The 15,509-nt window shown below is 48.6% G+C and carries 10 protein-coding genes; all 10 read right to left on the bottom strand.

Features of this window, described 5'->3' with window-relative positions:
* Positions 1–12 precede the first annotated feature (12 nt).
* The 10 genes from J3P35_RS09445 to J3P35_RS09400 all read right to left on the bottom strand — a co-directional run bounded on the left by J3P35_RS09445 (position 13) and on the right by J3P35_RS09400 (position 15,509).
* Positions 13–1,428, bottom strand: coding sequence for a glycoside hydrolase family 125 protein (locus tag J3P35_RS09445; RefSeq protein WP_210464299.1), 1,416 nt, complete (start codon positions 1,426–1,428; stop codon positions 13–15).
* Positions 1,429–1,534: 106 nt separating this feature from the next.
* Positions 1,535–2,695 carry a glycoside hydrolase family 76 protein gene (locus tag J3P35_RS09440; protein WP_210464297.1) on the bottom strand — a complete coding sequence of 387 codons (1,161 nt, stop codon included), beginning with the start codon at positions 2,693–2,695 and terminating at the stop codon, positions 1,535–1,537.
* A 78-nt stretch (positions 2,696–2,773) separates the two neighbouring features.
* The gene (locus tag J3P35_RS09435; protein ID WP_210464294.1) at positions 2,774–3,913 is read right to left on the bottom strand and encodes a SusE domain-containing protein; all 1,140 of its coding nucleotides are present in this window, start codon (positions 3,911–3,913) and stop codon (positions 2,774–2,776) included.
* Positions 3,914–3,948: 35 nt separating this feature from the next.
* The gene (locus J3P35_RS09430) at positions 3,949–5,574 is read right to left on the bottom strand and encodes a RagB/SusD family nutrient uptake outer membrane protein (RefSeq protein WP_210464292.1); all 1,626 of its coding nucleotides are present in this window, start codon (positions 5,572–5,574) and stop codon (positions 3,949–3,951) included.
* Between the two features lie 12 nt (positions 5,575–5,586).
* Entirely contained in the window at positions 5,587–8,820 is a 3,234-nt protein-coding gene (locus tag J3P35_RS09425) for a SusC/RagA family TonB-linked outer membrane protein (RefSeq protein ID WP_317195366.1), read from the bottom strand.
* Positions 8,821–9,045: 225 nt separating this feature from the next.
* Entirely contained in the window at positions 9,046–10,122 is a 1,077-nt protein-coding gene (locus J3P35_RS09420; RefSeq protein ID WP_210464289.1) for a FecR family protein, read from the bottom strand.
* A 244-nt stretch (positions 10,123–10,366) separates the two neighbouring features.
* Positions 10,367–11,035 carry an RNA polymerase sigma factor gene (locus J3P35_RS09415; RefSeq protein WP_210464287.1) on the bottom strand — a complete coding sequence of 223 codons (669 nt, stop codon included), beginning with the start codon at positions 11,033–11,035 and terminating at the stop codon, positions 10,367–10,369.
* A 738-nt stretch (positions 11,036–11,773) separates the two neighbouring features.
* Positions 11,774–12,676 (bottom strand): KPN_02809 family neutral zinc metallopeptidase, encoded by a 903-nt coding sequence (gene ypfJ / locus J3P35_RS09410; protein WP_210464285.1) that lies wholly within the window; start codon positions 12,674–12,676, stop codon positions 11,774–11,776.
* A 314-nt stretch (positions 12,677–12,990) separates the two neighbouring features.
* A complete protein-coding gene (locus J3P35_RS09405; protein ID WP_210464283.1) occupies positions 12,991–14,382 on the bottom strand; it encodes a sigma 54-interacting transcriptional regulator in 1,392 nt (463 codons plus the stop codon).
* 287 nt (positions 14,383–14,669) lie between these two features.
* Positions 14,670–15,509: an amidohydrolase family protein gene (locus J3P35_RS09400; protein WP_210464281.1), complete on the bottom strand. Its 840-nt coding sequence runs from the start codon at positions 15,507–15,509 to the stop codon at positions 14,670–14,672.

Raw genomic sequence — 15,509 nt, 5'->3', positions numbered from 1 at the left:
TAAAACCCAGCTTTAAGCCAGGAGCTTGGGCGTTTCCTGGTAGGTTTTCCAGAGCAGTTCCCCGAACAGGGTGTTGGCCCAGGCAAACCAGGAACGGCTGAATTTATTAGGGTCGTCTTTGTGGAAGCTCTCGTGCATGAAACCAGTTCCCCCGTGCGTGTTCTTCAGCATGTTGATACACGTCTTGATCTCCTCCTGGCTGGTGCTGGTGAGGCCTCTCATGATAATGGCCATGGGCCAGATCATGTCTTTGCCCACGTGGGGTCCTCCTACTCCTTCCCCGGCTTTGCCTTTGTAGAAGAACGGGTTGCTCGTAGACAAGACGAATTTGCGGGTATTTTGATAAATGGGGTCAGAAACGCTGATGGCCCCCAGGTACGGCAAGGACAGAAGACTAGGCACGTTGGCATCGTCCATCAGGTAGTGGTTCCCGAACCCGTCCACTTCAAACGCATAGAGCTTGCCGTGTTTTGGATGGTCAATGATGGCATGGTCCTTCAAGGCAGCTTCCACTTCTTTTGCCAAAGCAGTCATGTCATTAGCTGTCTTTTGATCCTTGGCGATTTTGTCCATCATCTCGGCGGCCTGCCGTAAACTCACAACGGCGAAAAAGTTAGACGGTACCAGAAAGGAGTATACCGTGGCATCATCACTGGGCCTAAAGGAGGAGCATATCAAACCTACTGGGTTCACAGGGTTTCCATACCCGGCCATGGACAGCGTGTCAGTGGCAAACTGGGTTGTGCGCTGGAACTTGTAAGGACCCAGGTCTACCTTGCGCTGCTGCTCTTTAAAGGTCTTGAGCGTTGTTTTCACCGCCTGCTGCCACTCGGTGCCGAAGGGTTTGGTGTCATTAGTGGTTTTCCAGTAGTGGTAGGCCAGCCTGATGGGGTAACATAGCGAATCTATCTCCCACTTACGCTCGTGCACGCCAGGTTTCATGTCGGTGTGATCGGTCTTCCATTCCCCTACTTTGGCATCATCGCCGTAGAACGCGTTGGCGTAAGGGTCTTTCAGGATACACCGGGTTTGGCGGTTAATGACGCCGGCAATCAGTTGCTTTAACTTTTCGTCTTTGTTTGCAAACTGCAGATAAGGCCACACCTGCGCCGAGCTGTCACGCAACCACATGGCATCAATATCACCGGTGATGACATAGGTGTCTGGTTTTCCGGCTTCCATTTTGTGCGTTACCGTTGTATCTAAAGTACTGGGGAAACAGTTCTGGAACAGCCAGCTTAATTCCTTGTCCTTGACGTTCTTCGCAAATTCTGCAATGGCCTGGTCAACTGACTTACTCTGGAAATTACGCTTCGCCGCAGGTACCCGGACTACCGGGAATTCTGCCGAGGCGAAGAGAAACTGGGGGTTAAAAAGCACGCCGGCTCCCACCAAAGCCGAACTCTGAATAAAGGTTCTTCTATTCATTTTGGTTGTACGCTAATGAAAATTCTGAATGTAAAATCTGGAAAATGGACGCCGATCCTTTGGCTTCTGGGCTGCTCTTGAACTTGCGTTGCCAGCTCAGTCCCTTTTAGTCAAGGAGGTTCAATTCATCCAACCTCGCCATGGCCTCCAAGAGCATGAGCCCAGAAAGCTGGGTAGAAAAATCAGTGGATTCACCAGGCATATTTTTCCAGTCGGGGCTTATCATGAGGGCGGGCCTCCGGATGCCTTTAGCATAGAGCGTTTCGGCGTTGTATTTCAGAAAGTTGATGTATTTCGCCTTTTCCACCTGTGCCACATTGGGCTGTTCAATCAAACGGGCCAGGTACCGCACCAAGATTCCTTTGAAAAGGCCACCGTCTCCCTGGTTTTCGCTTCTTAACAAACCACCTGGCGCTAGCTCGGTGCTGTTGATGGTGCTGTTGGCGGTGCGTACGGCATCTGTTAAGTAGGCCTGGTCACCAGTGGCTTTGAACAGCTCTTCCGCCGCGCCTATGAACACGCCCTGGTTGTAGGTAAAGATCCAGTTCTTGTCTACCTGGCCATTCCCGGTTCTGTTAATTCCATCCCAAACAATTCCGGTAGACGGGTCCACCAAAGTAGACTTCAGCCAAGTGTAAAGGGTTTTGGCCAAGTCGAGGTCCTCCTGCTTCTTCTGCAGTTGGTACAGCCTTGAGGCCAAAATGATGGCCGGGGCATTGGCGGGGGTGTTTTTGTAATCCAGCTGGGTTTTCTTCCAGGCAATACCGCCGCCCTGGTTTGCATTCAAGCCAGTTTTAATGTCTTGCCACAGCAAGGTGGTTGCCTCCAGAAAAGCGGGATCTTTGGTGGCATCATACGCCCGAAGGCTGGAAAGGGCGAGCCACTCCATGTCATCATAAAACTCGTTGGGCAGGGCGCCATTGTTTTTGTCTTTGATGCCGTTCAGCAGGGATTTCATGCGCTGCACATAGACCGCTTCCTTGGTTCTTTGGTAAGCATCTACCAACGCATCCAGGGCATGGGCATTCCACCAGTAATTAAAATTGGTGTTGCCGGTATTGTTCTGGATGAAATACTTGCCATCTGCAGAGAGGAAAGTACTGTAGGTTTTATCCTGCAGAGAGTCTGCGGTGGCTGCCCAATCGTACACCACCACTTCAGAGTCACGGTCATACAGCGGGAAGGGCTCCTCTTCACAGGAGCTGAAAACCCCTAACACGGCCATCAAGCCAATGCACAGGATGCGTTGAAAATGTATTGTTTTCATAAAAAGAGGCTTAAAACGTAAGGGACTTCCCCAACCCTTTTCCTGATCACAGTGCCAGGGCTGGGGAAGAACCAGGATTTATTTCACGATAACAGAATGGGTGTACTGATCTGCTGTCGCACTGAAATCCACTTTGATATCAGCGTTCTTGCGGTCAGCGCTCTCATTGAATTTGAAGGAGTAATCATACTGGGAACTGTTCACCGGGAACATATACCAGTAAGAAAGAGCGGTATTGCTGTTAGGCCGGCTATTGTCACTGTTCTGGCTGCCATACCACTCCTGGGACTCTTCTCCGGCCGCGTTCAGTACTGTAAACCGGAATTTATAACGCTCATCGCGGCCCCAGCCTTCCTGCTTGAATTCCACCGGAGCGTTCTTGATTTCCCAGGTGCCTTTGCCGGCATAGGGCAGGTCATACCAGATCTTATTGTCCGCGGAGAACCATAGACCTAAGGACTTGATTTCGGTAAACTCAGCAGAGGCGTTGTTAAGGTTCAATCTGATCCGGTACACTTTGGTATCTCCGGTAACCGTGGTGGTGCCGCCCTCTACCATTCTGCCGTTGTTGATGGAGTATGTGATTGGTGTTCCGGTATTGCCCGAAGCGAAATTGTAAGTACCAGCCTTCAGCGAGGTATAAATCTCAAACACCCCAGATTGCGTCTGTTTGAAAGGAATGGCTTCACTAAGGGTTTCGCCGCCCTCAGAGGCAGAACCCGTAATGTACAAGGCAGAAGGAATCTCCGCGAAACCGGCAGGACGTTCTAGTTCCAGCAAGTGGGAAACCGTGGATTTCTTCACATTTATTCCTTTTGAGGAGAAAACGGTCCATTTGATTTTCCCTTTGCTTTGGGAGGCAATGCCGGCCATTTTCGCGATTTGGTTCAGGCTGGAATAGCTCATGGTAAGGGTGTTGCCAATCCCGTTGCCATCAGACTTGATGCTGTAGATAGGGTCAGAGAAGTCTCCGGCCTCTTTGTCGAAGACCACTTCATAGAAGACGATTCCGTTGTCTTCTGCCTTTGCCTGAGCCCATTCAAACACAGCGCTACCGGAGGCTGGCTCCAATTTTATGAAGGTGTTGTTTTCAGGCGTGAACAGATTGCTCACCTCGGTTACCTGGGTATGGTCCAGTTCTTTATCATCTTCACAGCTTGTTAAAAACAACAATGCTGCCGCCCAGGAAAGGAAATGAAGGAAAAGTGAATTTTTCATATAGAGATGGATAGAGGGTTAAAATGGAGAAACAATTACCAATTAGGGTTTTGGGTAAGATTTGGATTAAGCGCCCTTTCGTCGCGGGGAATCGGCCACAGGTAGTGTCTGCTTTCGTCAAAGGTTCTTTGGTTGACTCTGATGTAGCCATTGTCAACAGAAGAAGGACCGAACTTTGCGCCATGGGCCCAACCGTTTAAAACCTGCCCCCCTATTCTCCACCTGCGGATATCAAAAATCCGAAGTCCTTCAAACGCCAACTCTATCCGGCGCTCGTTTCTGATGATGGCTCTCAGCTCATCCTGGGCCACTGCAGGGTAGTTTAAGGCTGCTGGATCAGTGAAACCTGCGCGGGCCCGGAGGGCTCTGATGGTCTGGTTCCAAATGGTTTCATTCATTTGCCCCAGCTCATTCTTGGCTTCCGCGTACATCAACAAGACATCTGCGTACCGGATCAAGATGAGGTTAAGCCCAGACAGGAAATTCACCGAAGAGGTAGGGTCATAGTATTTTCTGAAGTAATACCCGGTAGGCGAGCTCACCCCCCCTGGTTTGTACTCGTCTACGGCAGAGGCATCAGGATCAGATCCTGGTTGGGTGTAAATGGTTTCAGTGGTGCCGTTTGCCCTTTTCCATTCATAGCCATGATACACAATGGTAGAAGCGAAACGAGGATCACGATTATCGTAAGGATCTGATTCGTCATACTCTGACCCGGTTTCCTGAATTCTTCTTCCGTTTTCCGTCAAATAGCTGTCTACCAGTTCCTGGGTGGGCGCAAGGGCATTCAGCCGGGCACCCACGGCCAAAGGGGCAATATCAAAGAAATGGTTATGGGCCCTTACCTCGGGTACAAACTGGATATCCAGGATAACTTCACTGTTGTTTTCGTTCTGGGGCAGAAAGACTCCCTCGTAAGACGGGAAAAGACTGTAAGTACCATTGCTGTTGTTGAGCAGCGTTTCGCAGGTGGTTACCACGTCCTGCCACCGGCCTTCATACAACAAGGCCCTGGCTTTCAAAGCTATGGCGGCGCCTTTGGTGATTCTGCCCCTGTCTGCCGCGGCATAAGCGGTATTAATGGGTAATGCCTCGGCAATCTGAGTTAATTCATTCAACACAAACTCCAAGACCTGAGCCCGTGGGGTTCTGGAGATCGTTTTGGCTTCTTCCACTGATATATCGTGGTCGAAAAAGGGCACGTCTCCATACCAGGTCAACAATTGGAAATAATGGAAAGCCCTGATGAACCGTGCCTCTGCTTTCATTCTGTCCTTTAGTGTGGCATCCATGTTCTCTACCCTGTCTACATTCTCTAAAAAGATATGGCAGGTCTTGATCCCGGCATAATGGAAATTCCACTCTTCCCGTATTCTGCCAAGGGAGGCGTCATAGGTCCCCGCGGCCAGGGAAGCCACCCCGTTTTGGTCTCCTCTCCCATTGTAGGCATTGTCTGACATGCCTTCATTGTAGAAGAAGTAGTCACTGCGGTACATCTGGGAATAGGCAGAGTTCAGGACACTGTTGACCTTCTCAGTAGTAGTCCAGTAATTGGCATCCGTGAACCGATCCTCCGGTACCAGATCTAAGTCGTTGCAGGCCGTAAAAGAGATGGTCACAACCCCTAGAAGGCAAAAGATGAATTTGGAAAATTTATGCATGTGGCTGTTTTATTAGAAGGTGACATCTAGACCAAAACCATAGTAGACAGGCGTAGGATATGCTCTTCCACTGTTTGCCCCAGAATTACTGAGGTTGTTGTTGAATTCGGTGATTTCAGGATCTATGAATTTCAACTTGGAGAGCGTGTAAAGATTCTGCCCGGAGAAATAAGCCCGCATGGACTTCATTCCTATTTTACCAATAAGCGAGGTTGGCAGGGTATAGCCAATCTGCAGGTTCTTCAGTCTTACATAAGAGGCGTCATAGAGGTACATATCTGAGCCCCTCCGGAAGTTGTTCTCGGTTGATTGGCTTCCGCTGGCAGAAAGTCGTGGGTACCGGGCGTCTGGGTTCTGAGGAGTCCAAAAATCAAGCTGGTGCTGGTACATCACCTGAGAGTAATTAAAGTGGAAAGGCTCCACCAACTCACCTCTCAGGAAGGTACTCCGCTGCCCCACTCCCTGGAAAAAAACGTTTAGGTCAAATCCTTTGAACCTCAGGTTATAGGTAGCGCCAAAGGTGTAGCGGGGAAAAGGGTTCCCAAGAACAAACTTGTCATTATCATCTATGATGTTGTCTCCATTCACGTCAACATATCGGTTGTCGCCTGGTGACAGGTTAAGCCCTGCGGGCTTGGGACCTCTTTCAATTTCATCAAGGTTCTGAAAATAGCCGTCTCGTTTCAGCCCCACATAGGAGTTGTAAGGCAACCCTTCTCTAAGAATCACCTGCATCTCATCTGCCCCGGTTAAGCGCTCTTTCCCTTCAAAATAGAGCACCTTGTTCTTAGAGTCCCCAAGATTGAAGGAAAAAGAGTGGTCAAAGCTGCCATGGGAAACCCGGTAGTTCAGGTTGATCTCCCAACCTTTATTTTCCACCTTACCGGCATTATAAGTTGGAAGAGAGGCACCATAAACTCCTGGCACGCTTGGCGGGATAAGGATGTCACTTGTGATTTTATTGAAGTAATCCAGTGACAGGGTTAACGCGTTGTTCAGGAAACTTGCATCCACTCCTGCGTTGAAAGTCGCTGCTTTCTCCCACCGGATGTCTGGGTTAGCAAACGCAAAGCCTGTGCCGCCTACGCCGGCATTGTTAAAACCATAGGCATTTTGGTAAGTAAAGTAAGTGGTCAGGTACTGATAATCTCCCACGCTCTGGTTACCCAAAACCCCATAAGAAGCCCTCAATTTCAAATCCCCAATATTATCTCGATAGCCAGTCAGGAAACTCTCCTCACTGATCCGATAACCGGCGGAAACGGAAGGGAAAAAGCCCCACCTGTTGTTCCTGTTGAACTTGGACGATCCGTCTACTCTGAAGCTGACCTCCCCGTAGTACTTGTCTCTGAAAGAGTAAGAGGCTCTCCCAAACAGGGAGTTCAGGCTCGTTTCAACTGTTCTTTGGTTTGTATTATAGGAATCTGTGCTTACTATGGTTCCAGACACAGGGGTGCCCAATTCCGGATCAGTATAGGTTTTGAATAGGCCGTTGCTTTGACTGGTGTAAGATTCATTTGAAATACCCACTAACACATTGGTGGCATGGTCTTGCGAGAACGTTTTGTTGAACTCGGCTAAAAGCTGGGTATTGAGCGATAGATTTTTGCTGTTCTCATCATTGGTATTCCGGTTGGCGCCGGAAGTTCCATTAGGGAAGTAGTCTACCTGCATGGTTCTGGCAAACTGATGATTGGAGACAAGGCTCCCGCCAAACACCCCTCTTAGTTTAAAAGATTTGGTCAATTCAAACTCCGCGTTGATGTTCCCGAAAATATTATCGTTGTTGTACTTCCGGTAGCCCCCTTTTTCCAAAACGCCCAAAGGGTTAAATTCAGAAAGGACATCATTGGTAAGATAGCGGCCTTGCTCATCTTTCAACTGGTAATAGGTGGGTACCCTACCGGCATCTACAATAAGCGTTTGGGTGGAGGAGGAATGGTCTTTGATCTGACTGCGGGTATACGCCAGTATGCTGGTCAATTTCAACTTCCCGTAGTCACTGGTCAGGTTGAGGCGGTAGTTGTACCGTGAATGCCCATAATTTGGTCCTATAAGGTTGCTTCTTTGGTCTGCCACTCCTGCTGAGATAAGAAAGGTGGAAGTTTCGCTTCCCCCGGATAAGCTCAGGTTATGGTTCTGCTGAACAGCATCCTGCAGGATCGTATTCAGAAACCATTCATTGTCACCCTGCTCCTGAAATCTTCTGATGTCTTCTGGTCCGTAGATGGGTGGCAACCCAGCGTTTACGGTCGCCTGGCTTCTAAGAATAGCGTTCTCATATCCTTTTACCGGCTTGTATAAAACTTTGGGTTCCTGGATACCCACCAATGCATTGTAGGTCACCGTTGGGCGGGTATTCTTTTTCCCCTTTTTGGTGGTAATTAGAATTACCCCGTTAGCCGCTCTTGAACCATAAATGGCGGCGCTCCCTGCATCCTTCAGAACAGAAACGCTTTCAATGTCATTCGGATTTAACAGGTTAATATCTCCTCCTACTATCCCGTCAATCACCACCAACGGACTGTTGTTTCCCAAGGTGCTGATGCCTCGGATATTTATACTTGGGGACTGACCGGGCTCATAACTGGTCTGTTGGATGATGAGGTTGGGAGAAGCCCCTTGCAAAGCCTGCGTTGCCGTCATGGCGGGCTTCCCTTCAATCACAGCTGAGGTCACCTGGTCCACTGCCCCTACCACACTGGTGCGCTGCTGCGTTCCATACCCAACCACCACCACTTCCCCCAGGGCCTGATCATCTTCCTGAAGGGTTACATTAATGGAGGTTCTGTTGCTTATTGCTACTTCCTGCGTTTTGAACCCAATGTAAGAGAAGACAAGCACCCCGCTTTCCAGTCCGCTGGGCAATTTTAGGGAATACCTACCTTCTACATCGGTGGTAACGCCAATGCCCGCCACACCTTTCACCACCACGGTCACCCCGGGCAACCCATTTCCCTGCGCATCTTTTACTTCGCCGGTAACGGTGATGTCTGCCTTCACCTTGTTGCTTTCAAGAAGGGTTGTTTTAGGACGCACATTTGGGCCAGGTGCAGGAATGATGACGAAAGTATTGGCCCCCACTTTTTCCGCACTCAGGTTATAAGGCTTCAGGATTCTTTCCATGTCCTGAATCAAATTGCCGCTCATGGGTTTCAGAGCACCGGCCTCAGTTTTGATTCTTGACAGGAGTTCACTGTCATAGTTGAGGTTTACCTTATAATGGTCGCCTAACTCTTTTATCACCTTGGATAGGGAGATTGTCTTTTGCTCCGTTCCCGCATAGCTTCTGGGAGTAGACCGTAATGCGGTTGTCATTGCTTGCGCAGACACCTGCATCGCTACACATAGTAGTAAGGGAGTGAGCAGTTTTTGTTTGCTAAAAGGTTTTACCATATGGCCATAAAGTTTAGGTATAGTTTTAGGGAAGAATCAATTCAATTGGTATTTGGCCCTAAGACCGGAAGGGTTTCAACTAAAATCCAGCTGATTGCCTTGTTGGGATATCTTCAGGTGGAATAATTTCTCAAGGGCCACAAAGAGGACCTCAACTTTGTCAAGGGGAACGGAACCTGTATAACGTCTGCTCATAAGTTCACGATTGGAAAAGGTTACCTTTAATCCATATACATCCTCTAACACACGGGCTACATCCGTTAACGGGGCATCTGCAAACATGAGTTTGTTGTACTGGAAAGCATTGTAGATCTCTGGGTGCTGAACGGTACTTTTCACCAGCATCCCTTCTCCAGTTTTGTGGGCAGCAAGCGCCACTGCTTCTCCCGGGCTAAGCGTCTCTTGCGCTACTGTCTCCTGGAAAAAGCCCAGCAAGCCTTTCTTGGCCACAGAGAATTTCACCTTTCCCTCATTCAAAACCACTTTGGTGTCATGCGGGCGTTTGGTGGCGGTGAACTGGGTACCTAGCACCTCAATGGATACAGTATCGGCTAGCTTTACTTTGAATTTTTGGTCGTTTTGCTGGTGGGTGACTTTAAAGAAAGCCTCACCTTTGAGGGTAACTTCCCGCGTAAATTCAGCATCCCAGGGTTTCTTAAAACTTAAAGATGAATTGGCATTCAAGGTCACCTCTGAACCATCTGGCAGCAAAACACTTTTCACCTCACCGTATTGGGTGGCATAGCGGATGGTCTCACCTTGCCCCCGCTGCATCAGGTAGTACAAGGCAATACTGAGCACAACCAGTGCCGTAAGGCTTGCCGCTACTCTGGAAGCAACCCTCCAGGCCGCAGGACGAAGGCAATGCACTGTCCCTTCTGTGTTGTCATGGCTGGATTCTGGTTGACCAGTGATCCGGCTCTGGATCTGAGTCCAGACCTCGGCTTTCTCTGAGGCAGCCCAATCAGAACTTGTATTTTGCCCCATGGCAAAGACCAACGTCTTAGCTTGCTCTATGAGTTTTGACTTGTCAGGATTAGCTTTGAGGTAGGTTTGCCAGTAAGCTGCAGCGTCTCCATCTCGCCCTAAAACCCAGTCGCAAAAGCTTGGGTCTAATACAAAATCGTGCAGCGTCTGGTAATTCTCCTCCATCTAGTTTGACTGGTGAATAGTTCTAAATAGCTAAAGGAGATTCCTCTTTGAAGTGCCCCACCAGAATGGAAAAATTTTACAGATTTCTCAAAATATTTTGGAATTCACCTCCCTGCGCCTGGAGAATCCCTCCAAAACAGGCGCACTTATTAACATAGTGGCAACATTAAGGCTGCCTCAAGGAATCAGGAAAGGTTAAGACAAATACGGGGAAGTGAGAAAGTTACTTTCCAAGGCCTCTCTCCTACAGGAGGAATTTGGCCCCGCTTAGCGCCACAAAACTAACGAGAACATCAAATTGAAGCTTTGTGTTGGGTAACGGCAATAAGTTAGCGGAAGAACCAGAAGGATTGGAAGCGTTAAAACTCTGCTGTAGAACGTCAATGGCCCTATATATTAACTTGTACACTGCCCTAGGGGTGATGTCCAGTAGAGCGGCAATGTCAGAAAATTCCATATTCTGATAAAAACGGAGGTAAATAGCTTCCCGCTGCCGCTCTGAGAGGTTCGCCATGGCTTTTTCCAGATGCTGCCGTAAGAGGTTTTCATCCTCTACCTGTATCAGGTTATCTTCTGAAGAATATTCCTTCTCGTTTTTGGCAAACGCCTGCATGTCTTCAGCCACCATCACGCCTCCTTCTTTTACCTTAAGGGCGATTTGCCTTCTTACCGAGCGCAAAAGATAGTACTTGATGGAAGTAGTGGGCCCAAGCATATGACGCCGGTTCCAGATAGTCACAAAAAGATCCTGCAAACAATCTTTCACTAGTTCCGCATCGGGGTGCAGGCGACAACCATAGTGATAAAGGGTATCTGAAAAGCGAGCAAATATTAGTGAAAAAGCGTTCTCATCACCTGCCCTCATCCTATCCCAAAGCTCAGCTTCTTCCTCCAATAATTGCGCTTTCCCCATTTATTGAACCATTTTCTTGTAATTATATGAAAATTTTACAAAAATTTAACTTTAAAGCTTTGAAAATTTGATTGATGGTCAATTGCGGAGATTTTTCTAAACTTGAAGGCAGATACCCACCTTTTAGCAAGTAAGAAGGAAAACTTTGTTCAACTGGTTCGCCCCTCTTCAAAGGTCCTCAGGTGAAAGCCGCATGGTATTGGATATACAATGCTTATCCTTTTCACTAAAGCAGGACCAGAGGCTTTCAGCAGTTATTTGGAAGCAGTGTGATTCTTTCCTTTCTACCTTTTCCGCCCAGCGTGAGCCGCAGCCTTTGCTCAGACTGAATCTCCATAGTCTTAAAGCATATTTGAATATTCTTAAATGAAATAGCCAAATAAATGTTCATAATCATCAAAGAATTTGATGATGCCTTCCAAATCCTCAACAAAGTAGTTCGACATTGGTCCGCTTATGGGTAATCAAAAAGCCTTGCAAAGTAAAGTTTGCAAGGCTTTTTTACGTCCAGCATCCTACCTTTAGCTAAATACAAGAAGTCTGATAGGATTTCCTACTCCTTACGCTTTTGGCCTATTTTTCAAAAATAAAGCAATATTCCAGAAACTGCCCGCAGGGCTCTCCTACATAGCTTTTCAGGAAACTGTTAGCCATACTTCACAAAGCACCCCAAATCTGGAAGCCTAATCCATCCTCTTCCCAAGGGCCAACACCTTCTTTCTCATTACTGCAGTTGCCCTATAACTCGGTAGCGTTGAAGGTATCCCCCTGTGCCATGTCTCCTGTTTCAAAGCCTTTTCTGAACCATCTTACTCTTTGGGCGGAGGTGCCGTGGGTGAAGGAGTCTGGCACCACCCTCCCGGTAGATTGTTTTTGAAGATGGTCATCACCAATGGCACTTGCCGCATTCAGGGCCTCTTCCAGGTCTCCCGGCTCCAGGAATCCGGTTGCTCTTTGCGTGTGGTGAGCCCACAAACCTGCGTAGAAATCAGCCTGCAATTCTACCCTTACCATCAGTCGGTTGAATTCCGTTTCTGACAACCGGCCGCGCATCGCATTTACCTGCTCCATGGTGCCCAGGAGCTTCTGCACATGGTGCCCTACCTCATGCCCCACCACATAGGCCTGTGCAAAGTCTCCCTCTGCTCCCAGCCTGTTTTCCATCTCCCCGAAAAAGCTCAGGTCTATGTACAGCTTTTCATCTCCAGGACAGTAAAAGGGCCCCGAAGCGGATGAGGTAAGCCCACAGGCTGAGTTTACCTGCTCTGAAAACAGAACCAGGGTAGGTTCCCTGTATCCTTGCAGTAACTTGTTCCAGACGTCTTCTGTGTCCGCCAGCACTGTAGCTGTCTGATCGGCCAGTTGCTGTTCCTCTGGGCTCCGCGGGGTGGTGTTTGACTGGGCATACTGTGGTTCCCCACCCAGGAACTGCTGGAGGAGCGCTACCGGGTTGGTTCCCGTCAGAAAAAACACCACGGCCAGTATAGCGACTACAACCAGCCCTGCTTTGGAGAAAAGGAGCCGGAACAAGGGTAAGAGCAGCATGGGGCTGATGCCTCCTCCGCCACCTCCGAACCCACCTCCTGCTTGTCCCCTACGATCTTCTATATTGCTGCTTTTTCTTCTGCCTAGCCATTTCATGTTTATCTGATTTGAAATAAGTGAATGTTAGCGCATTGGATTGTTCCCCAATTGGCCACCGGAAAGCTCCTCCTCTGCACGAACAGTATAACGGTAGGCGCCTCCACTTGGATGCACACAAATCCCACTGTGGACTTGTTTGGGTGTACAGGTGAGATAGGACCGTCCTTTAAGGCCTGCCAATCTAGAGCGCAGACTATCGGGCCTAGATAAACAAACATTTTGAAGGAGATCCATGGTACGGAAACGCGCCGGAACAGACATGTGGCAGAGTCACCTAAAGTTTCAGTTACGCGTAATTTTTGGCTGTAAAGTCAGTGGCAAACTTTAAGATATGAATTGTGATAGTAATCTGTTTTCTTGTGCATTTGCAGAATCCGCTCACTGCAACCCAGTTTTTGCGCAGCCTGCCTCAGGTTACCATGTTCATCATCAATGACTACTTCCTTCGCAATATTGGTAACGATGTCCTTTACATCTTTCAAGCTTAGCCCGGCATAAATCATCTTTTTGACTGCCTGTTCTAGCTCTTTTGTCCCGAAACAAGATTCCTGTTCCGGAAAACTAGGCCGATCAGCCTCCGGAATATCCCCTACCGTAAACGGCCCTTCCCCTATATGTTTGTTCGCGATCCGGCTTACAAGTTGCTGTAGTTCCCGGATGTTGCCCGGGTAATTGCGCGTAGATAGATATTGGTAAACCTCCGGGTCAACAGGTTGGTTTTTCTTATGGACTTTTCTCAGGAAGTAATCTGCTAACAGCGGGATATCTTCCCTCCTTTTCTCAAGGGAAGGAAGTTGGCATACCCACCCTGAAATACGGTAAAATAAATCCTGGCGGAAGTTCCCATTTTTCACCTCTTCTGATAAATCACGATTGGTGGCACTGATAAGCCGGAAATGGGCTTTGCGCCAGGTATTACTGCCTACCCGTTTGTAGGTTCCCTCCTGCAACACCCTTAAAAGTTCCGGCTGTAATGCAGGCGGTAATTCGCCCAGTTCATCCAGAAACAAAGTGCCGCTGTTTGCCAAAGCGATTGCCCCATCCCTGGTGCTTATGGCATTCGTAAAAGCCCCTTTTTCATGGCCAAACAGTTCGCTACCAGATAGGCTGGGCACAATAGTAGTGCAATCCACCACAACCAAATCCTGTTTGTCTTTCCGGGCATCCAGTTGGTGGATTTCTTTTGTTACCAGTTCCTTGCCCGTACCGCTTTCTCCTAGAATGAGGACGGGACAATCCGTTGATGCCATTTCAACAATTTGCCGGAGGGTTGCTTGCCAGAGATTGCTTTTGCCAATCAGCTTGCTGTTAAGGTATTGTAATTGTCGTTTGGTACTCTCCCAGTACTGCAGTCTTGCGGATATGATTTCGGTTGGTCTTGCAACGGAGCCCCAGGCAAATACATCTGAGGCACCGGCGTTCAATAGTTTCCAGGATAATCCATGGGGCATGGCATCTAAGGCAATAGCGATTACCTGATGCTCGCATAAGCTAGCGTGTTCCGCAATACACTCTATAATAGCCGGAATAGGAGCATGGCTATCAAAGAAGATAGCGCCCGGGCCCACTGGAACGTCCTGGTCACACAATGCCTGAACTTTTACATTGGATTGGCCTAATGCATAGATTACGTCTGTGACTCTGGATGAAGCCCGGCAATAGCTCTTAACCCAGAGTTCATTCTCGGAAACGTTCTTCAGCATGATCTAGGAAACTATGATTTGAAATACCATGCCATGCTTTTACTACTTGGTAGCAGAAGGGCTTGGTTCATAGTGAAGCCTCTGGTGAGAATACAGCAATTCCCCTGATGGCGGGTTGGGCTGTATTACATGAAGAGCGGGGTATAGATTGGATTTTAATCCTAATATAAGCACGGTTTTTACTGACTGCTAGCTATTTCCGCAGTATTTTTCCTGAAAGAGCTTCGTAGCGCTCCAAAGCAGCCTTGACAACACAGGTTTAACCAGAGGATGCCAAAAGTGCCCCCTTACTTCCGGACATTAAGGAAATCCTGACCTATTAACCACGGATCGCGAAAGTCGGCGGGTGGCGCACCGGGGCGTTTCACAGCCGTTTTCCTGGTAAAGTCCGGCTGGGTACGGACATTGGAGATCAGGCGCAGGAAATTACCCGATAGGACCATCTGCTGCTCTCTTTCGGGCAAATGCAGGGCGTATATTTTGGAGAGCTCAACACCCGGGTGCAGCCAAGGGCCATCTGAACCAAATAAAATCTTACCGGCACCGGCCCTTTTCACCGCTGTCTTCAACACATCAAAACGGCGGATGCCGGAAGTATCAGTGAAAATATTGCGGTGACGCACCAAATGGTCAATCAAGGAAATTTGCGCTTTCCAGTCATCGGCAAAACTACCTAAATGTGGAATAATAAAATTCACGTCCGGGTATTGGGTAGCGAGTAACTCCACCACCGAGACCTCTCCCATGACATCGTACAACACCGGCAGGCGAAAACTCCGGGCTGCCTCACAAATCTCCCGGGTAATGCGGGCGTCGTAGCGGTGCACTTTGATACCACAAAATCTATACTGTTGCACTGCCGTTTTTACTATTGCCAACACGCGGCCTCGGTCCCGTTCAGGATGAATAAAAACGTACCCGTAAAACCGGTTAGGTTGCCGGTTAACAATGCCCGCCACTTCTTTGTTGGCGATGGTGTAATCAGAATGAAAAGCGGCAAAAAGGACTGTTTTCTGAATTCCGGCCTCTTTTGCCCAAGTGAGGTAATCGGTTAAGGGCGCATCAGTATCCCAGGGGCCAGTTAAGCCATCCCCTTTCCCGGCGTGGCAATGGCTGTCTATTATCAT

It is taken from the genome of Rufibacter roseolus (assembly GCF_017916365.1).
Lineage (GTDB): Bacteria > Bacteroidota > Bacteroidia > Cytophagales > Hymenobacteraceae > Nibribacter > Nibribacter roseolus.
Note: the sequence above shows the minus strand (reverse complement) of the source record. Positions and strands in the feature narration are given on the sequence as shown.

Coding starts and splice junctions, on each gene's coding strand:
- J3P35_RS09445 (WP_210464299.1), bottom strand. CDS start 1,428: ATGAATAGAAGAACCTTTATTCAGAGTTCGGCTTTGGTGGGAGCCGGC.
- J3P35_RS09440 (WP_210464297.1), bottom strand. CDS start 2,695: ATGAAAACAATACATTTTCAACGCATCCTGTGCATTGGCTTGATGGCC.
- J3P35_RS09435 (WP_210464294.1), bottom strand. CDS start 3,913: ATGAAAAATTCACTTTTCCTTCATTTCCTTTCCTGGGCGGCAGCATTG.
- J3P35_RS09430 (WP_210464292.1), bottom strand. CDS start 5,574: ATGCATAAATTTTCCAAATTCATCTTTTGCCTTCTAGGGGTTGTGACC.
- J3P35_RS09420 (WP_210464289.1), bottom strand. CDS start 10,122: ATGGAGGAGAATTACCAGACGCTGCACGATTTTGTATTAGACCCAAGC.
- J3P35_RS09415 (WP_210464287.1), bottom strand. CDS start 11,035: ATGGGGAAAGCGCAATTATTGGAGGAAGAAGCTGAGCTTTGGGATAGG.
- ypfJ (WP_210464285.1), bottom strand. CDS start 12,676: ATGAAATGGCTAGGCAGAAGAAAAAGCAGCAATATAGAAGATCGTAGG.
- J3P35_RS09405 (WP_210464283.1), bottom strand. CDS start 14,382: ATGCTGAAGAACGTTTCCGAGAATGAACTCTGGGTTAAGAGCTATTGC.
- J3P35_RS09400 (WP_210464281.1), bottom strand. CDS start 15,509: ATGATAATAGACAGCCATTGCCACGCCGGGAAAGGGGATGGCTTAACT.